Genomic DNA, 17,028 nt, shown 5'->3' on the forward strand with positions numbered 1-17,028 from the left:
GGGGGGCGAAAGTATGAATAGCCTAACAAAAGTACAGCAGGAACTCGTTGCACAGAATCTGCCTGTGGTACATTGGGTGATTTGCGATTATATCCATGTCAATCCTACCATTTGCGGCCTGGAGTACAGCGATTTGTTTCAAGAGGGATGCCTCTGGCTCTGCAAAGCTGCAGCCACTTATAAGGATGACGGGCGGGCACAATTTTCCACCTATGCCAAAACAGTCGTGAAAAACGGTCTCTTATCCTACTGTAGAAAGGTATGCAATCACCGGAGCCATTTCAGCCGTCTTATCATTGGCGAACATGGCGAGCTGGCGGCAGACGGCGAGGCGTTGGAACCGCAGGCCGATGATTTTGATGCTCGTATGTCCCTGGTAGAAACACTGTCGCTCCTGGAGGCCAGCAAACAGGAATATGACGGTGTAGCCAGACTCGGTATTGAGGCGCTTGCTCTTAAACTACAAGGGATGCGGGTCACAGATATTGCGGAAATCTATCATGTGCCTCCGTCCCATGTAGGCGCCTGGATCTCTCGCTCTGCAGCCAAGCTGCGCTGTGATCCCCGTTTTTTGGCAAGTCTGCTTTGAGTCTGTTGAAAACCGCGGTCATACAGCAGTAAAGGATATTTAAAAGGAGGTTTTGATGCTATGGAATTAAAAAAGCTGTATACTGCGGTCGGCCGTCTGGAGCGGGAAGCCAACGGGTGCGGACGTTCCTGCCCGGTCATTGTGCTGGGTGGTGAGCGATACATGGTGGATATGCAGGAAATGGTCGTGTGGACTGCACTGAACTGGCGGATCTCCAAATGGGATGATATTTCCTTCCAGTGTGACAAGCTGGCCTCCTCCCTGGGCGGATGTGTTGCCCGTCCCTGGGATGCCTGCATCAACCGTTTGCTCATCCGCGGCCTTCTGGTATCCGGATGCGGCGAAACAGAATTCGATGCATTGTACGACCTGCTCAGCTCTCTTGGGGTCATCCCCACCAATGGCTCCGCATTTGTACGCGGCGTGTCCGCTGCCAAACTGGTACTCAGCCGGCGGATAACGATGAAGCAGGCTATGAAGCTATTCCATAAAGACCGCCGGACTGATTATGAATCCCGTGTAATGAGGCTGGCCCATCAGGCGCTTCTTTCCACCGCCGAAATCATCAAATGTGTGGAGCAGGATGTCTTCTCTCTCCCCAGTGAACGGGTCCTGATGGAAAAGGTGTACGGTGACAGCGAGACCACCTGCCAGAATATCGCCAGCATGATGAAGAACAGCCGGAGCAGTCAGGCTGTCACGCTGGCCGTGGCCAACCTGTATTTGCGCCAGCAAATCATTTTTGAAAGGATCAGCACATGAAAAAACAATGGAATGAATTTCCCTTTGTGCTACGGCGTAAGATTCTGCTGACCGCTTTGGCCGGACTTGCCAGCCTCGCTGTCAGTCTTGTAATTTTCGCCGCAACCACAGATCACATCCTTCTGGCACTGGGCGGAATTATTTTCATCGCTTCGCTGGTGCTGAGCGGAAGCCTGTGGAACACCACCGCCCGTGGCCGGTATGAAGTAGTCGAAGGAGTTTGTACCGGTATCACTACCCCCGCATTGCATCGTTATCGCAAGGTACAGTTAGTAGATGCCCAAGGCGCAGAAGCCACCCTGCTTTTAAGCAAATCTTCCAGGTTTCGGATTGGCTCCCACTACCGATTCTATTTCCAGACGGGGAGCCGTCCCGCAGTTGGAAATGATTACCTGGACGCAGCTCTTTCTACCAATAGTTTTCTGGGGTATGAAGAGCTTGAAGCGACTTCCTCTGCGGATAAAAACCTTGAACAAGAACCCACCGAATAGGGAAAAGCTGCGGCACCGTTCAAACTGTTATGGTGCCGCAGTTTCTTGCTTGCCATTACAAATTTAATCTGCATTGCAGAAAACAGAAAACAACTCCCTATTTAATAAGCGGAACATCAAAAAGGAGGTTTCGCCAATGTATAAGCCACACACCATTGAGCAATACAAAATCCAGCAATTCCTGGACGCCAATTTTGCCATGGAACATTTTCTGGTATCTCCGCTTTCCCGAACTTCTCTTCTTCTGGAGGACAAAACCGGCGAACAGATTGCCTTTGGATTTTTGGATAACAAAGTCCAAGAAATTCCGATCCCGCCGCCGGCAAAGCCGGAAGACGTGAAGGCCTTTCTCCAAGCTTTCCGTGCGCTTGATCCAAAGCCGAAGCTGAATTCCTTTGAAGATGTTACACGCTGGTGGTTAAGTCATCCGAATCCTTTGACCTACCAGCAGGCTCTGTGCTTATCGGACGAACTCTATCGCCGCTTTCTCTCCCGCCCGATGCTCCGGGAAGAAGATTGCTGCCGACTGGCCGCCTCTGGCCTTGTAACCGAGGAACAATACCAGGACATTCAGCTCTGGTTTTTTGACGAGGGCAAAAACTACTGCTGGCTGGGTCCCCTTGGGGTGGATGGCACCGGAAACTTCTACGGTTTGACAATTCACTACGGCAAAACAGACGCCAGAAGATTGAAGTTTTACCTGCTGGATGACTACTATCGTCATATGAATCACATGCTGTAAATCGCCGCGCGAAATATCTATATATAGAATTATACCACTTGACAGACACAAGATATGGTGTTACACTTACCTTGTAATTGATTTTTGTGCGTTTCCCGTATGGGATACAGACCGATGTTCTGTACCGCAGGCCAAAAGCCCGCATTGCACACGCTGTTAAGTTTGTATGCAAGTGTCAGTGGTATCTCCGCGCCCATTTTGTGGCCGGATTGCTGCTGGCACTTTTTATATATAGATAGTAACGCCAAAGGCGAAGAAAGGAAGTGTTATGGCACAAATCCATGTATTTGGCCGAGTCATGCATGATCTTGTTTCCAAAGAAGGCCAGACAAAACAACCGTATGTCTGCTTTGACCTTATGGAGCGAAACGGCGGTAACCAGCCGGACTTTTATCAGGTATGGGCCCGTGGCGACGCTGTTGCCAGGCTCATGAAGCTCAGGGTCAGAAAGGGCAGCATGATCTGGCTCACCGGATCGCAAAAACTGGTAGATGTCCGCCAAAAGGACGGAAGCACGGTCAAGAAGCTGAAAGTATGGCTGACTGACTTTGGCTACCTTCCCGGACAAACCTCCAGAGCAAAGCCGGAAAGTGATCAGAATGGCTCCGACCAAGCGGAGACTGTTCCTGCACCCGCAGAGGTGATGGACGGTGACCGCGAACCCCTGCCGGGATAAGTACCGGCATCTCAGAGGGACCGTATCAAGTTTTCAGAATGGACTGAAAAACTTGGTGCGGTCCCTCTTTTTTTGTTATCAGGCAAAATTTACAGGAAGGACGGCAAAAAAATGAGTAACGACAAAGGACTTTTGAGCGGCAGCATCACCATTCTGATTGGTGCTGTTATCGCCATCATGGCTCTGGTGCGCGGACCGTGGCAGGCTTGGCTGCTGATTGGGGTATTCACCCTCTGGGGGCTTTGGGTCGTACTGATCCTCCTGCTCCCCTATATGCAGCAGGCCAAACGCCGCCGGCAGCGCCAGCAGCGGGAACGGCAGCTTCATGCCGAAGGCGTTAGTCGGAGCACATTTCAGGTCCCGGAACTGGAGGAACCAATTTCGGATGATCTGCTGCTCCGCTACGCAAATCACCGCATCCTGACCTACCTGCGCTCCTCGTATGCAAACGCCTGCTTTGAGTGGTGCGAACCCAAGCCGACCGAGCTGATCCGCACCAATGGTACCGGACGCATCCGACTTTACAATGTGGATGATTTTGACCATGCGGACATCACCTTCGGCAAGGACGCAGCTATTCGCTGCGATCTGCTCCGGATCGTACCGCTGTCCAAGACTGAAACAGGGGCAGACGACCCGAACAATATTCCGCCCAACAAGCAGCCAATCGATCCACGCATCTGGTATGAAAACAGCGGACGCACGGTTTTGGAGGCACTGGTGGCGGATTTGAACTCTCGTGGCCACAGCAAGCTCACTCTGCGTGAAAACGGCGATATCTGCATTCAGCAGGGTGAGGAGTTGGTGCCGCAGGAACACCTCTCCAACTTTCCGGCGAAGGTCTACTGGCCCCGTCTGGTGGAAGTATTTGAGAGCAATGGTCTTTCTGCCGAAACAACGGCGCAGGGCATTCAGGTCTCCTGGTAAGCACCATCATACAAAGAAGGGAGTGAAAACACAATGAAATCCGGGATAAGCCTTGTTGAGATGGCAAAGGAGATCCAGCGTCAGGCCGAACTGAAGGCCGATTATGTGATGGATACCCGAAGCCTCCGTCTGGAGCCTTTTGGCTCGGACTTATATCTCAATGCCTATACCCCGTCTGGCGAGATGGCTGTGGAGCCGCTGGAGATCAATGCCATCGCCCACAGGCAGATCGGCACCCATCTGAAGATCCCGGCGGCCTACTACGACAAGATGCTGACACAGCATCCCCAGCTGCTTTCGGAAAATGTGAACGCCTGGTTCGAGCGTGAGCCCGCTGTGCGCTTAGTCCGCACTATTGGCGGCACCGCCCGGGCATTCCTTAGCAACCGCTACCGGCGTATCGACAATCTGGATATTGCCGGCATCGTTCTTCCTGTCCTGCAGGATATGGAAGGGATGCACTTTGAAAGCTGCCAGCTCACCGAAAGCCGTATGTATATCAAGGTGGTGAACACCCGGCTGCAAGCAGAGGTCTCTCCCGGCGATATCGTCCAGTCAGGCATCATCATCAGCAACAGCGAGGTGGGGCTTGGCTCGGTGAATATCCAGCCGTTGGTCTACCGTCTGGTGTGCAGCAATGGCATGGTGGTCAACGACGCCCAGACGCGCCGCAACCATGTTGGCCGTGTCAACGAGGCCACGGAGAATTATCAGCTATACTCCGATAAGACGCTGGAAGCCGACGATAAGGCGTTTGCCATGAAGATTCAGGATACGGTACGGGCCGTGGTGGATGAGGTGCGTTTCACTCAGGTGGTTAACCTGATGAAAGATGCCAAAGACGCCCGGATGAATACCGCGGATGTTCCTGGTGTCGTCAAGCTGGTCAGCAGAGACTTTCATATCACGGAAGAAGAAAGCTCCGGTGTGCTGCAGCGGCTGATTGAAGGAAACGATCTGACGCTGTATGGCTTGTCCAACGCAGTGACCCGCCACAGCCAGGATGTCGAGGACTATGACAGAGCCACCGCTCTGGAGGGCATCGGCTACAACATTCTTTCCATGCCGGCAAGGCAGTGGAGCCGTATCAATCAGATGGCCGCCTGAGTGGCTGCCAACCAGTCAATTCTAAGGAGGAACGAACTATGTACGAACAGAACACTTCCATGATGAACATTCCCGAGCAGAACGCTTTCCTGCTTCCCGCCATGGTAGAGGGCGACTTCAGCAGCGAGGAGATCGCGGAGGATGCCGACGGTCTGCAGATGATGAGTTTCCAGCGGGTGAAGATTCCCGCCGGCGGCCAGCTGCAGTTCGAGATCCCCACCGAGGACCCGGACAATCCGGACTATGCCCGGACGCTGGAGGGCGTGATTCTCTATAATCACGCCGCCTGCACCCTCTGGCCGGAAGGCAGTGAGTATGACGAGGACACCAAGCCTCTCTGTTCCTCTGTGGACGGCAAGACGGGAATTGGTGAACCTGGCGGCGCCTGCGCCACTTGCCCGATGAACGAGTATGGCTCGGCCCGAGACGGCGGACGGGGCAAGGCGTGCAAGAATATGCGGGACATCTACCTGCTGCGCAGCGGCGAGTATATGCCTCTGCTGATCTCGCTCCCGCCCACCAGCATCAAGCCGTTCAAAGAGTTTCTGAACAGAGCCTTTGTCTACCGGCGGCGTGCCACCTATGGCAGCCTGGTGCAGATCTCGCTAAAGAAGGAAAACAACGGCAGCAACGACTACAGCGTTGCCACCTTCCGTCTCGTGCGCGACTTCCAGGGCGAGGAGTTGAGTCAGATCCGTGCCTATGCCAATGGCTTCAAGGAGCAGATCAAGCTCATCAACATCCAGCGGGCCCTGATCAACGAAGAGCAGCGCACCAACGACTGCGAGTATGAGATCCCCGCATCCGCCACCGAAGCCGCAAATCCTGATGGGAGCTATGCGGTCGGAGCGATCAACGGCGACTACGAAAAGCTGCCGGCATAATGGATTTTCTGCGGGCATAACCGCATGACATGTCATCAAGGGATACCTCTGGCTCACGCCGGGGGTATCCCTTTTTTTGTTTTAGACTGGAGGAAATATATATGTTGTGTGAAGTACCGTTAACAAAGGAACAGCAAGAGTTTGCCGCCGAACATCACGGCCTGGTTTATAAATTTCTGAATGATAACCATCTCTCTGAAGACGAATTTTATGACGTGGTTATTTTTCCCTATTTAACTGCAGTCCGGGATTACTGTAACAGTTCGTCTGCTCAGAAATACTCGTTCAGCACCATTGCCATGAGGCAAATGAAATTTCGGTTATGTGATTATTTTCGGGCTCAAGAGCGTCACAAACGAAATGCCGAAATCCTCAGCATTCACCTTGGCCTGTATCCCGACGGCACTCCTTTGGAAGATACACTGGCGGTGCAGGACAAACTGATGCAGGAATTCGAGATGGGCCAGCTGCTCCATGATCTGGCTGGTCGCATTTCCAGACAGCAGATGAACATTGTCCGTATGAAAGGTTGCGGCTATGGCGTACGAGAGATTGCCAAAAGCGAAAAGCTCCCTGTCCGGTGTATCAAAGATCTTCTTGAGGAAGCCCATGTGGTGTTTCTGGAACTCTGCCGCGAGTAATCTGCCCCGGCGGGAAATCAAAATCATTTTGAATGGAGGTCGAATACTATGACGAAATCGAAGAAATCCATTGTGATGCACGGAACGCTTCTGTGCCCGCTGGTTCTGGGCCACTGCGCTTTTCTGCGTGCCAACGGCACCACCTACCGCACCTCGACCGTCGTGGCGATCCACGAGCAGTCGGCGGATATGATCCATTTTGAGACGCTCAATTCTGACTACTACCTCTCTATGGACCCTTTCCCGATGGCGGCCGTCTTCCCGGCTTATACGGCCCTGGCCGCGTGCGCGTAGAATTCAACAAGTAAGGGGCCACGCCCCATAAGTCCCGGCCGTGGCAGGCGTCTTTGTCTGCCGCGGCCTTTTTTATGGAGGAATACGATGGAAGAGCAATCCAAAACCCTTGCCGTGTCGGTACGAGCAAAGGAGTTCGTTTCATATCACTGCAGTTGCTGCGGTCATTGCTGCCGTCATATTGAAAATTGCGTGATGGTTGAGAGCCTGGATGCCTACCGGATGGCTAAGCACCTGCGTAACCAGCATTGCGGTATCAGCAGCACGGACGATGTGCTGCTCCGATACTGCGAACCCATGCCGCTTACCGATGAAGGTTATCCCATTTATGTACTCAAAACGGTCGGCGCAGATGCCACTTGTATTTTTCTGCGCGAAAACCAGTGCAGCATCTATGCTGCCCGCCCTCGAACCTGCCGCCTTTACCCGTTCTCGGTGGGGCCTGGTGAGCGTGGACGGGATTTTGAATACTGCCTGTGCTTTGATGATAATCAGCAGCATCACTTCAACGGCGGAAAGGTATTGGTAAAAGACTGGCTGTACCACAACTTTCCCAAAGAGGACAAGGAATTTTTGAAGCAACAATATCTGGTTATCCCAGAGATTGGCCGGCTGATGCACCGTATGCCGGAAGAAATGCGCCAAGCAGCTGTATTTAAGATATTGTTCTATCACTCCTATTACAATAAATTTGGACAGGAAAGCCGGGCAGCCAGTCCGGCTTTCCCTCCATCTCGTGCCTAAGCTACAATAAGAGGAGCAACTGGCTGACCACTCACTCCTTGGGCTTGTAAGTCCGTACGAAAGACTGTCAGCCATCCTCTTGTTGTAGCGTTCGATTTCAGCAGGTTGAGCCACCGGATGCCGGGGAGTTCGCGTCACCCAATAGATTGAATCGGCAACGAGAAAAGATGGATTCCGGTTGCAGATTCTTTAGTATTGGAGGAATGTGGATGAACAGCGTTGGCATCGATGTTTCCAAAGGGAAAAGCATGATCGCCGTCATGCGCCCCTTCGGTGAGGTGGTGGTTTCACCCTTTGAAGTGCGACACACCGCCAATGAACTGAACGAACTGGCAGGGCTGCTCAAAAGTTTGGACGGTGAGACCCGTGTGGTGATGGAATCCACGGGTAATTACCACGCGCCGGTGGCCTGGCTGCTCCACGACGCGGGACTTTATGTCTCCGTAGTCAATGCAATGCTGGTGCATGACTATGGGAACAACAGTTTAAGACGAGGCAAGACTGACAAGAAGGACGCCGTGAAACTGGCCAACTACGGCCTTGACCACTGGCTCACACTACCGAAATATGTCCCGGAGGAGGACACCCGGCTCATGCTGAAGACCTGCTACCGGCAGTACCAGCAGTATTCCAAAGTACGGACCATGCTGAAGAACAACCTAATCTCCCTGCTGGACACCGCTTTCCCTGATGCAAACCGCCTGTTTACCAGTCCACCCCGCGCCGATGGCAGCGAGAAGTGGGTGGATTTTGTAGCCGCTTTTTGGCATTGTGAGTGTGTCTGTGGTTTGTCTAAAAAGGCCTTTACCACCCAATACCAGAAGTGGTGCAGAAAGCACGGCTACAATTTTAGCGAGGATAAGGCACTGGACATATACGCCTCTGCACGTGGACACTTCGGTGTCATGCCGAAAACGGATACGGCAAAACTTTTGGTAGAACAGGCTGTTTCCCAACTCCGGGCAACTTCCGCCGCGTTAGCTGCTCTCAAGCAGGAGATGCAGTCCCTGGCCGTTTCTCTACCGGAGTATCCTGTGGTGATGGAGATGTTTGGTGTTGGCCCAACCCTCGGCCCCCAACTCATAGCTGAAATTGGCGATGTACGCCGTTTTCATTCCAAGAAAGCGCTGGTGGCCTTTGCAGGCATTGACGCCCCACCTTACCAATCTGGACAAGTGGATGTCCGTAGCCGTAACATTTCCAAGAGAGGATCTGCCTCACTGCGAAGGACGCTCTTTCTGGTGATGGGGGTCCTCCTGCAATGCGCTCCAATGGATGAGCCGGTCTACCAGTTCATGAACAAGAAACGCTCTGAAGGTAAGCCCTACCGTGTCTACATGATGGCCTCCGCCAACAAGTTCCTGCGCATCTACTACGCTTCTGTGAAAGCCTACCTGGATTCTCTGGAGCATGGCTGATTTCCCAGCTCTATACTGTCTGGCTGACCGCCATTTTTTGAAATGCACAGCGGTTTAATTTGGTGCACCCTTTTCCTTTGCTCGTTTCCTTTGAAAGTTTTACTTGACTTTTGTTAGCAGGTCTNGGAGCATGGCTGATTTCCCAGCTCTATACTGTCTGGCTGACCGCCATTTTTTGAAATGCACAGCGGTTTAATTTGGTGCACCCTTTTCCTTTGCTCGTTTCCTTTGAAAGTTTTACTTGACTTTTGTTAGCAGGTCTTTCATTTTGAGCTGGATCAGCCATTCCTGCCTCAGTACGAGCAGAACAACCGCAGCTTGCTGAACGAGCTTCGCAAATTGGCTCCTTCAGAGTGAGGTGGCACCCGTGATTTATGTGCTGGAGCATCTCTCTTCACAGAACGGCAACGGTCAACCATGCCATCAATGGATGCAATATGCCGTCTGCGGCAAGCATGAAATTTTGCAAAAGATCTGCCGAAACCAGCGTCACCCGGAAGAATGGCGTGTGACACCACTGGCCGTAAGCACAGCAGAGGAAAGGAGCGTTGCATGAGTACCAATCAATATCAGGAGATGCGTAACCGCCAACAGGCGGAAATCAACGCATTCCCTATGTTCTTTGCGTTCAACAAACAACAGTTTGCCGAAGGGATGCGCACACTGGGCCTCTCTCTTTCGGACACCTGCCAGATGTGCAGTATTTTCGGTGGCGGCTACTGCCGCAAAAGCGATGCTGCCAAGCTGGATAAAATGCTCGCCCGACATCGCAAAGAACTGGAAGATGCCATTTCCTCGGATAAAACGGGGAAAGGCTTTATATTCGATATGTTCCTCCAGGAATTGGAGAATCACGAGTATAGTTACACCGGCGATGTGCAGGAAGCATTGGATGCTTTGGGTATTACGCCCCAGTATATGGAGGCTATGCCGCAGTTGATGACAGGCCTCTCTCTGGCCTGCAATAAAGCTATGCAGCACGACTGTTTTGGCTGATTTTCAGTATCTACTATGGATGGTCTATGACCTTATCAGAGGTCTCAATCAGTAACCACCGCAGCTTTTGTACCGTCGGTGGTTCATTCATTGACAGGAGGTGCCAACCTTTGAATTTTTACGAAACGATATACGGTCGCCGCTTTTTTGAGGCCCAGCTGCCCAATCTTATCAAGGCGATGGAACGAATTGCTGACGGACTTGCGCATCTTGAGGCGGGTTCGCCGCAGAGTGCAGCTCCTACATCCAATTTTCTGCACGGCCTCTACTACGGTGACTATGAGCCGAGCGTGTTCAAAACGCAGAGCAGTGAGCAGAAAAAAATGGACAAGTCGGTTTCCGCTGCCGAAGCAGCCCTGCGAAACATCCTGCAGAAATCCCCGTCAGCCATAAAAGCGTTCGAGGCCTATCAGATCGCTGTTGGTGAGCAATACGGTGCCGTTACTGAACAAGCGTTTGAATCCGGTTTTCAGACTGCCTTTCAGATGCTATTGGCTGGTCTTCCGCTGCCTGAAGGCACGCATGATGACGAGTTTCCTCTCACTCTGCAGGAACTCAGAAAAATGAACGGCCAACGAGTGTTCTGTCTCGAAACAAATGAGGAAGTCCAGGTCGTGGCCTACAAAAAGGGATTTATCCGAGTAACCAATGACAAAGAGAACCTCCCTATCCATGGCTTGACTTTATATCGTCGTCGGCCAAGCTGGTGTGAATAGAACCAATGCCTCAATCAAGGAGAATACGGCATGAATATTTGCGAAGATAAAATCAAAGTGTTTCTTGAGCGGCTTTTCCCCCTTCAGGAATCGGAACAACAGATTCTCTGCCCAAGGTGCGGCCACAATGAGTTATATACCGGCAATTACTTTTTTCTGAACCCGCTGAGCCGATACGCTCATGTTTATATCTGTGAAAAGTGCTGGATGGATGAAGCGTTGCGGGAAATAGACCGCCAACCAATTCCTCTCAGGATATGGAGTGCGGCACTTCCCCTGGTTTTAAGCGGAGAGTTACCGTCATCTATGAATCCAACAGCTGAGGAACCACATCCATGAAGTATGAGAACTATAGACTGCCCGGTGGGAAAACCCTCTCTGAAGCTACATTCGAGGATATCCGCTGGCAATATGGAGTGTTCCGCTGTAACAGCACCGGTGCTGGCCGAGATAAAAAATATACTCCTTGGCGGGCTGTCAAAACCAAATTAGGTGAGATCGAAGAATGTGACTGGTGCAAGCTGGTGGAGGCTGTCATCGAGCGGGAAAATGAGGTTCCGCTGCTGAATGCGCTTATCCAATGGTGCAATGAGCACAACTATGTCTCAGCATCTGTGTCTGAAATGCGGAAGGAGGCGCTCCAGCTTCATGCTTCCCGGATCTTCGACAATCCTCAATGGATCGGTTTTATCCCCTTTAACGCAAAATATCGGCCAGAAATACTGAACACTGCCGACATCGTTTTTGTTCGCATGGCGTGCTGCCCCGAAGCCGGCACAGTCACCCAAGAACAAATTGACCGCGCTTGCAGCGGCCAGATTTCTTGCCCACACTGTGGGCGTTGGAACAGCTTCACGATTTTGGAGCGAGGATCTGTCCCTGGTACTTATCCTTTCGATTCAGAGCACACCAGCGTGGAGCACATGGAGCATATGACAAAGAAGGAGGCTGACACAAATGATGCAGATTCCCCTTGGGAAGAAGATGACGAACTTTAAGTGTAAACCGCCTGAGAATCGGCTGAACCTAACCGGCAGGGGTTCCGTCAAGCAGTCCTCTAAAATGCAGGCGTACCGCGCCTATGGTGCCGCCCATTTTTATGTTCAGGAACGGTGCCGCCACTTCCGGCGTGGATAGCCAAAATCAATCCAGGGGCAAGGATATGCCCCTACCCTCTAAAGAAGGAGGTATGACCTACGATCTACCAAAATGAAAACGAAGAACTCTGGCACGAAGGCATCTGCTTCAAAATCGGTGCACGGGTCTTTGCCAACGATCAGAGCGAATACGAAGGACTCTTTGGAACCATCTTCGAGATCCGCACCGGAACCGACAAAGAAACTGAAAACGACACGCCGGATATTTACTGCAGGTTTGACCTGCCTGTTCTCTCCGCTGACCGCAAAGCTCTGGAACGGACTTTTTCTGAACTCTACCATGAGCCAAAGAGTGTGGAGGATCTGGGACTTGATTTTGTTATCATGTCACCGGAAATGTTGATTCCTTTGCCGGCTCCGAAACAGGATTATCCCCAAGCAACACTTTATATTGTAGCTTCCCACTGGGCCAGCGACGGAGAATATGGCTCTTATGAGATCCCATTCACCAGTCTGATCGATGCCCAGAGGCAGTTCCATGATGATCTCCGGGAGGAACAGGACGGCGGCAGCATTGATAGTTGGCGCCAAAAGAGTCAGTTTGTGGAGGAAGAGACGCAAAATAGCTATGAATGCTATCTGGACGGTGAGTATTGTGAAAACCACTTTTCCATTGAGCTGAAAAGTTTTTCGTTGCCGATGGCCCCCTGCTTTATGGAAGATGTGGCTGGTCTCTGGCAGGGAAAAAATATGCAAGAGGACTTCAGAGAGCAGGTTGAAGACTGGGAGGAATTTCAGGAGCTTACTGTATCCCAGCGTGAAAGATTGCTGGCCTCTCCGGATTTTCCCCGGCGCCTTCTTGCACAGTTAAGAAGCAGTTCTGCTTATCAGGAGGCCTATTGGGAAGCGGTGTCTGAAGTAGCGGCGGCGCTTTTGACGGAAATTAGCCGACAGCCTGATACTGATAAATGAATGGAGGGATATGTTTTTATGGACGAAATGGAAAAGGCTCTTCGTGAAGAATTGGAAAAGCATCTGGACACACTCCGCCGCAATCTGGAGGTCGTGCCTATGGATGTGCTGAAAACCAAGTATAAGAAACCCTATCAGGAGTTGAAGGAAAGCATCTGCAAAGCCGCTACGGCGTACACCCGCCATGTGTCTCTCGGGGGTATTCGCATCAAACAAAAGTATGGCGATGAGGCAACGAGCTATGCCAACGAAGCGGTAAAAGACTCCCAATGTCTGAAGCGGATTTCCGAGGCTGCTTTTGAGCGGCAGGACATGAATGAGATCGCTGCTTTGGCGAAACAGCTGAGAGAGGAAATTCTTCAGGTCCTCCATGTTTTTTACCTGCAGCATATGTGCATTTATGTGTCCAAAGAATGCATGAGCGACCATCATCTGGCGCCGGAGGTCTATAACGACGCTACCGCACAGGTTTGGCGAAACGGAGAATGGCAGACTATGGAGGATACTTCCTGCGGTGCGTTGCTTCCCGTTGAGGTCATCTATGAGGTTCCTGGCCCTGTCGAGGCAGCCGCATGACAAAAAAGCAGAAATATCTGAACAGCGAGGCCCATGGCTATCTGTTGGAATCGGACGCCTGTGCTCTTCTGATCAAAGAATTGGAGCGAGTTTGCACCAAGTTTCAGCGCCGCATAGACAAGGAAAATGCCGCACGGCAGGCTGATTTCGATGCCGCTATGGAGTACCACAGTGAAAATGAGATCCAGGATGCTTACGGCTGGGAGTTGATCACCGAAGCACAGTACCATGCGTATATGGCCCTGTTCCACCGCGGCCGACAGGCTCTTGAGGAACACGCCCCCACCGTATCTGAGCTGGCATTGTCCATCGCAAGGCGGGTCATCTATGATTTGGAGTCCGATCAGCGTGAGTTTGCCTTCTCTGCTCTCACACCAGAACAGCAGACTGCCGAACTGCTGCGCGCAGAGAAAGCTCGCAAAGAGTGGAAAGAACATATTGCCCGGTTGAAAGAGCAGCAGGGGCAAATCGTCAAATGGGAAGACAAAGACGGCACATCAATGTTGACTCTTTGACTATGAGAAAAAGACCCTTCTGGTTCATTCAGAGTAAGTGTCAAAAGCCCGGCAGATTGTTTTCTTGCAATCTGCTGGGCACTTTTATGGAGGGACAGTTTTATGATCATATACCATGATACATCTTATGTGAAACCATCCAACGCAAAGTGGATCGCCAAAGGATATGCAATGGAGGACATCTATTCTCTGCGCCTGCAGTTCTTATATACGGAAGCGCAGCAGGAAGAAAACAGAATGGCTCATGCGGCCGGAATCAGGGATACCGTTCAGCTCCGGCAGGCCGCCGAACACAGAAACGCGGTTATGGCTCCGATCATGGCTGCCATTGCTCATAATTTCATTTGCTACGGCTACACAGAAGAGGAGCCGGCCCCCTACCTCAGCGATGGTTGGGAAGTCTATTTCTGGTGCAACGATTTCAGCAATACTGCACACGGCTGTGGGCTCTCTGGCAGAGATTATTCTTATTTTACGCTGACCTTCAATGAACGGCAGACAGTTTCTCAGCGCAGGGTGCTTTGTGAGCGGCTGCTGGAATTTCTGGATACGGAATTTAAAAGCCATCCGAACCTGCATGTGGCGGTACAGTATTCCACCTGGTATGACACCAAAAAAATTGAAAGAGACGCCCGAAAGATGCAGTATCTTCTGGATGGGCGGCGCCATATCTACGGTGGGAAGGAGGGGCGATTTTTCCTTGAAAGCGGCGAATTACTCTTCCGCCCCAAATATGCAAAACGAACTGTATATCGGGTAGACCGGGCAGACATTCTCACAATCTGCTGGGAATTGGGGCTAATGGCTGATAGTTGTAGCGAAGATAATCATCCCACATCTGCGGAAACCGACTCTGCCACCACACTTCTCCCCTATGAGAAGTATGGCTCTACCCACCAGATCCAGCTCGCAGTTACCTCCTATGTCGGCGGCAATCTTGCAATTCAAATGGTGGCCTGGGAGGACGGCTATCCCGAGCCGTGGGCATCTCTGACTGTCAATTTGGACGGCAAGCGTCAGAAAGACTGTGCATTCATTGACACCAACGGGGACCCCGACTTTCCTGTTTGGATCATCCGCAACGGGCTGGCAGTCCCTACTGGCATCCTACAGCGCAGCGGGTTCTGCGAGTACCCGGAATACCGTTTCCGAGCAGATCGGCTGCAAGAGCTTGATCCGGATGGGTACGCCTCTTACCTTGCTTCACAGCAAAGCGGGAAAAGCGCATAAACAACAATGACGACGAGGCTGCTCTCCCCTATCCTGCACTCTGGAGTCAGTCTTACAACACAACGACCGGTGGGTTGCTTTTTGCAGCCCACCGGTTTTGCTTGGAGGAAAGCAATGCAGCCAATACCATTCAAAATGAAAGGAACAGACTATGTCATAACCATTAAAGTTGCCACCTACCCGGAAGGCAACCTCGCTATCAAACTTTATCAAGAGAATTTCGGGCAGTTGATATTCTGGGACACTCTCACCACAAATCTGGGTGGTCTGCGGCCGAAGGACTGTGGTTTTGTCAACACAAAGACCACTGGCAAACGGTTTTATGCATGGATTAAGCGCAACGGACTAGGAGAACCAACAGGCCAAATTCGCTCTGAAAACGGAGTGGATAATGTGGAATATCTCTTTAATAGCAAGAAGCTTAAAAAGCTTGATCCAGACGGCTATACCTACTATTCCAGGCGATTGAAAGGAGAACTTGGCCGTCAATATGAACGCTTGTATTTGGCACTTCGCCGGCTCGCAAATCATGTTCCTCACTTCCACTACACGGATTACAGCGGATGGCGAAAACTCCAAGGCTCTGATGATACGCTCCCATTATGGATTGAGGCCGAAGATCCGGCTCACTGTTTGCGGTATATTTTTGAGCAGCGCGGAATTATGCTGCGGACCACAATCATTAACTGCGAGGCCCAAACTGTGCAACACTATATTCACCGCCGCAAAGAAGATATGGCCACCAACCTGCTTTCGTTTTATCAAGGGGAACTTCCTGTATACGCGCCTTGGTCAGAAGATCGGCGGCGCCAGAGTGACACAAGACATGAAAATCCTCTTATCCAGACTTTCAAAGAAACCGCAGAAATCCGCCAGCAGGCAGGAAAGAAAAAGAAATCTCAAAAAAGGAGGACTTGACAATGAAACTGCTGCTCTACCCCAAGGGGCTGTTGGAAGCAGCCTGGCGCAAAGACAAGAAACTTTATGCGGACGGTGACGCCGCAGATCCGCCCAAATGTCTGCGGTGTGGCGCCCCGTTGGCTCCGCATTTGATGGTAAACGCCCTTAGCCGCTATGTGGATGTCCAGATCTGTGAGGCCTGCGGGATGGACGAAGCTCTCCGAGATGCAGCGCATATTCCCTTGCCTCTTGAAGAATGGGACGCGATTAAGCAGGGTCGGCTGTTGAGGCTGAAAAAAAGTCGTGACTGCTATCTGAAGACCACCTGCGGCTTTGATCAAGTGTTCCAGCACACCTATACTCCCCCCATGCAGGCCACCAAGCGACCTGTCAGCGAAGTGGCTTACTCCCGCTCCGATTATGACGGGTGCCGGTGGTGGACGACCTGGCATGATGAGCGTGGGCAAAAACCGGCTCCAGAGCTGGCAAAAGAAATTGACGAGTTTCAGAGTGCCCTGTTCAAACTGCCGGCCTTCAAGACGCTGGAAACCATGCGGCGGTTCTGCCGCTATGCACAGCCTACCAACGAGGCAACGGAATTCAACCTTTATTCCGAGACCGATCATCTGTATATCTGGGTTCGTTTGATCACCCGGTTTCGGGCCTACAATGTCTATGTTCACTATTATGATAAGAACTACCAGTAAAGTGTGAAATGGGGCGCAGATTTATGTCTGCGCCCCATAATCAT

The 17,028-nt window shown here is 51.6% G+C and carries 23 protein-coding genes; all 23 read left to right on the forward strand.

Features of this window, described 5'->3' with window-relative positions:
* The first annotated feature begins 13 nt into the window (after window positions 1-13).
* Window positions 14-589 carry a sigma-70 family RNA polymerase sigma factor gene (locus E0E41_RS03830; RefSeq protein ID WP_130868804.1) on the forward strand — a complete coding sequence of 192 codons (576 nt, stop codon included), beginning with the start codon at window positions 14-16 and terminating at the stop codon, window positions 587-589.
* A 60-nt stretch (window positions 590-649) separates the two neighbouring features.
* Window positions 650-1,351 carry a hypothetical protein gene (locus E0E41_RS03835; protein WP_130868805.1) on the forward strand — a complete coding sequence of 234 codons (702 nt, stop codon included), beginning with the start codon at window positions 650-652 and terminating at the stop codon, window positions 1,349-1,351.
* Window positions 1,348-1,842, forward strand: coding sequence for a hypothetical protein (locus E0E41_RS03840; protein ID WP_130868806.1), 495 nt, complete (start codon window positions 1,348-1,350; stop codon window positions 1,840-1,842). Before E0E41_RS03835 ends, E0E41_RS03840 begins: the two co-directional genes overlap by 4 nt.
* Before the next feature lie 136 nt (window positions 1,843-1,978).
* A complete protein-coding gene (locus E0E41_RS03845) occupies window positions 1,979-2,584 on the forward strand; it encodes a hypothetical protein (RefSeq protein WP_130868807.1) in 606 nt (201 codons plus the stop codon).
* Between the two features lie 268 nt (window positions 2,585-2,852).
* A complete protein-coding gene (locus E0E41_RS03850; protein WP_130868808.1) occupies window positions 2,853-3,260 on the forward strand; it encodes a single-stranded DNA-binding protein in 408 nt (135 codons plus the stop codon).
* A gap of 111 nt (window positions 3,261-3,371) precedes the next feature.
* Window positions 3,372-4,187 (forward strand): hypothetical protein, encoded by an 816-nt coding sequence (locus E0E41_RS03855; RefSeq protein ID WP_007712845.1) that lies wholly within the window; start codon window positions 3,372-3,374, stop codon window positions 4,185-4,187.
* Between the two features lie 33 nt (window positions 4,188-4,220).
* The gene (locus E0E41_RS03860; protein ID WP_130868809.1) at window positions 4,221-5,294 is read left to right on the forward strand and encodes a DUF932 domain-containing protein; all 1,074 of its coding nucleotides are present in this window, start codon (window positions 4,221-4,223) and stop codon (window positions 5,292-5,294) included.
* A gap of 38 nt (window positions 5,295-5,332) precedes the next feature.
* Entirely contained in the window at window positions 5,333-6,178 is an 846-nt protein-coding gene (locus E0E41_RS03865; RefSeq protein WP_007712847.1) for a hypothetical protein, read from the forward strand.
* Between the two features lie 101 nt (window positions 6,179-6,279).
* A complete protein-coding gene (locus tag E0E41_RS03870; protein WP_087378954.1) occupies window positions 6,280-6,819 on the forward strand; it encodes a sigma-70 family RNA polymerase sigma factor in 540 nt (179 codons plus the stop codon).
* Between the two features lie 48 nt (window positions 6,820-6,867).
* Window positions 6,868-7,113 (forward strand): hypothetical protein, encoded by a 246-nt coding sequence (locus E0E41_RS03875; protein WP_007712849.1) that lies wholly within the window; start codon window positions 6,868-6,870, stop codon window positions 7,111-7,113.
* Between the two features lie 87 nt (window positions 7,114-7,200).
* Entirely contained in the window at window positions 7,201-7,857 is a 657-nt protein-coding gene (locus E0E41_RS03880) for a YkgJ family cysteine cluster protein (protein ID WP_130868810.1), read from the forward strand.
* Between the two features lie 209 nt (window positions 7,858-8,066).
* Window positions 8,067-9,275 carry an IS110 family transposase gene (locus E0E41_RS03885; RefSeq protein ID WP_130870758.1) on the forward strand — a complete coding sequence of 403 codons (1,209 nt, stop codon included), beginning with the start codon at window positions 8,067-8,069 and terminating at the stop codon, window positions 9,273-9,275.
* Window positions 9,276-9,642: 367 nt separating this feature from the next.
* The gene (locus E0E41_RS03895; protein ID WP_130868811.1) at window positions 9,643-9,831 is read left to right on the forward strand and encodes a hypothetical protein; all 189 of its coding nucleotides are present in this window, start codon (window positions 9,643-9,645) and stop codon (window positions 9,829-9,831) included.
* Window positions 9,828-10,271 carry a DUF7659 family protein gene (locus tag E0E41_RS03900; protein ID WP_130868812.1) on the forward strand — a complete coding sequence of 148 codons (444 nt, stop codon included), beginning with the start codon at window positions 9,828-9,830 and terminating at the stop codon, window positions 10,269-10,271. Before E0E41_RS03895 ends, E0E41_RS03900 begins: the two co-directional genes overlap by 4 nt.
* Before the next feature lie 110 nt (window positions 10,272-10,381).
* Entirely contained in the window at window positions 10,382-10,987 is a 606-nt protein-coding gene (locus E0E41_RS03905; RefSeq protein ID WP_242623677.1) for a DUF6809 family protein, read from the forward strand.
* A gap of 30 nt (window positions 10,988-11,017) precedes the next feature.
* Window positions 11,018-11,326, forward strand: a complete 309-nt coding sequence (locus tag E0E41_RS03910; protein WP_130868814.1) for a hypothetical protein — start codon at window positions 11,018-11,020, stop codon at window positions 11,324-11,326.
* Entirely contained in the window at window positions 11,323-11,985 is a 663-nt protein-coding gene (locus E0E41_RS03915) for a hypothetical protein (protein WP_130868815.1), read from the forward strand. Before E0E41_RS03910 ends, E0E41_RS03915 begins: the two co-directional genes overlap by 4 nt.
* A 453-nt stretch (window positions 11,986-12,438) precedes the next feature.
* Window positions 12,439-13,056 (forward strand): hypothetical protein, encoded by a 618-nt coding sequence (locus E0E41_RS03920; protein WP_242623678.1) that lies wholly within the window; start codon window positions 12,439-12,441, stop codon window positions 13,054-13,056.
* A gap of 18 nt (window positions 13,057-13,074) precedes the next feature.
* On the forward strand, window positions 13,075-13,632 hold the full coding sequence (locus E0E41_RS03925) for a hypothetical protein (RefSeq protein ID WP_040411874.1): 558 nt from the start codon (window positions 13,075-13,077) through the stop codon (window positions 13,630-13,632).
* A complete protein-coding gene (locus tag E0E41_RS03930; RefSeq protein WP_130868817.1) occupies window positions 13,629-14,147 on the forward strand; it encodes an adenylosuccinate lyase in 519 nt (172 codons plus the stop codon). Before E0E41_RS03925 ends, E0E41_RS03930 begins: the two co-directional genes overlap by 4 nt.
* Before the next feature lie 102 nt (window positions 14,148-14,249).
* Window positions 14,250-15,377: a DUF4313 domain-containing protein gene (locus E0E41_RS03935; protein WP_007712872.1), complete on the forward strand. Its 1,128-nt coding sequence runs from the start codon at window positions 14,250-14,252 to the stop codon at window positions 15,375-15,377.
* Window positions 15,378-15,458: 81 nt separating this feature from the next.
* Window positions 15,459-16,295 carry a DUF4313 domain-containing protein gene (locus E0E41_RS03940; protein WP_242623679.1) on the forward strand — a complete coding sequence of 279 codons (837 nt, stop codon included), beginning with the start codon at window positions 15,459-15,461 and terminating at the stop codon, window positions 16,293-16,295.
* A gap of 2 nt (window positions 16,296-16,297) precedes the next feature.
* On the forward strand, window positions 16,298-16,984 hold the full coding sequence (locus E0E41_RS03945; RefSeq protein WP_207303190.1) for a hypothetical protein: 687 nt from the start codon (window positions 16,298-16,300) through the stop codon (window positions 16,982-16,984).
* The last annotated feature ends 44 nt before the right edge of the window (window positions 16,985-17,028 follow it).

This window comes from Intestinimonas massiliensis (ex Afouda et al. 2020) (assembly GCF_900626285.1).
Classification (GTDB): domain Bacteria; phylum Bacillota; class Clostridia; order Oscillospirales; family Oscillospiraceae; genus Flavonifractor; species Flavonifractor massiliensis_A.

Bases quoted from the DNA above. Each gene is read 5' to 3' on its own strand.
- E0E41_RS03830 (WP_130868804.1), top strand. From the start codon at position 14: ATGAATAGCCTAACAAAAGTACAGCAGGAACTCGTTGCACAGAATCTG.
- E0E41_RS03835 (WP_130868805.1), top strand. From the start codon at position 650: ATGGAATTAAAAAAGCTGTATACTGCGGTCGGCCGTCTGGAGCGGGAA.
- E0E41_RS03840 (WP_130868806.1), top strand. From the start codon at position 1,348: ATGAAAAAACAATGGAATGAATTTCCCTTTGTGCTACGGCGTAAGATT.
- E0E41_RS03845 (WP_130868807.1), top strand. From the start codon at position 1,979: ATGTATAAGCCACACACCATTGAGCAATACAAAATCCAGCAATTCCTG.
- E0E41_RS03850 (WP_130868808.1), top strand. From the start codon at position 2,853: ATGGCACAAATCCATGTATTTGGCCGAGTCATGCATGATCTTGTTTCC.
- E0E41_RS03855 (WP_007712845.1), top strand. From the start codon at position 3,372: ATGAGTAACGACAAAGGACTTTTGAGCGGCAGCATCACCATTCTGATT.
- E0E41_RS03860 (WP_130868809.1), top strand. From the start codon at position 4,221: ATGAAATCCGGGATAAGCCTTGTTGAGATGGCAAAGGAGATCCAGCGT.
- E0E41_RS03865 (WP_007712847.1), top strand. From the start codon at position 5,333: ATGTACGAACAGAACACTTCCATGATGAACATTCCCGAGCAGAACGCT.
- E0E41_RS03870 (WP_087378954.1), top strand. From the start codon at position 6,280: ATGTTGTGTGAAGTACCGTTAACAAAGGAACAGCAAGAGTTTGCCGCC.
- E0E41_RS03875 (WP_007712849.1), top strand. From the start codon at position 6,868: ATGACGAAATCGAAGAAATCCATTGTGATGCACGGAACGCTTCTGTGC.
- E0E41_RS03880 (WP_130868810.1), top strand. From the start codon at position 7,201: ATGGAAGAGCAATCCAAAACCCTTGCCGTGTCGGTACGAGCAAAGGAG.
- E0E41_RS03885 (WP_130870758.1), top strand. From the start codon at position 8,067: ATGAACAGCGTTGGCATCGATGTTTCCAAAGGGAAAAGCATGATCGCC.
- E0E41_RS03900 (WP_130868812.1), top strand. From the start codon at position 9,828: ATGAGTACCAATCAATATCAGGAGATGCGTAACCGCCAACAGGCGGAA.
- E0E41_RS03910 (WP_130868814.1), top strand. From the start codon at position 11,018: ATGAATATTTGCGAAGATAAAATCAAAGTGTTTCTTGAGCGGCTTTTC.
- E0E41_RS03915 (WP_130868815.1), top strand. From the start codon at position 11,323: ATGAAGTATGAGAACTATAGACTGCCCGGTGGGAAAACCCTCTCTGAA.
- E0E41_RS03925 (WP_040411874.1), top strand. From the start codon at position 13,075: ATGGACGAAATGGAAAAGGCTCTTCGTGAAGAATTGGAAAAGCATCTG.
- E0E41_RS03930 (WP_130868817.1), top strand. From the start codon at position 13,629: ATGACAAAAAAGCAGAAATATCTGAACAGCGAGGCCCATGGCTATCTG.
- E0E41_RS03935 (WP_007712872.1), top strand. From the start codon at position 14,250: ATGATCATATACCATGATACATCTTATGTGAAACCATCCAACGCAAAG.
- E0E41_RS03945 (WP_207303190.1), top strand. From the start codon at position 16,298: ATGAAACTGCTGCTCTACCCCAAGGGGCTGTTGGAAGCAGCCTGGCGC.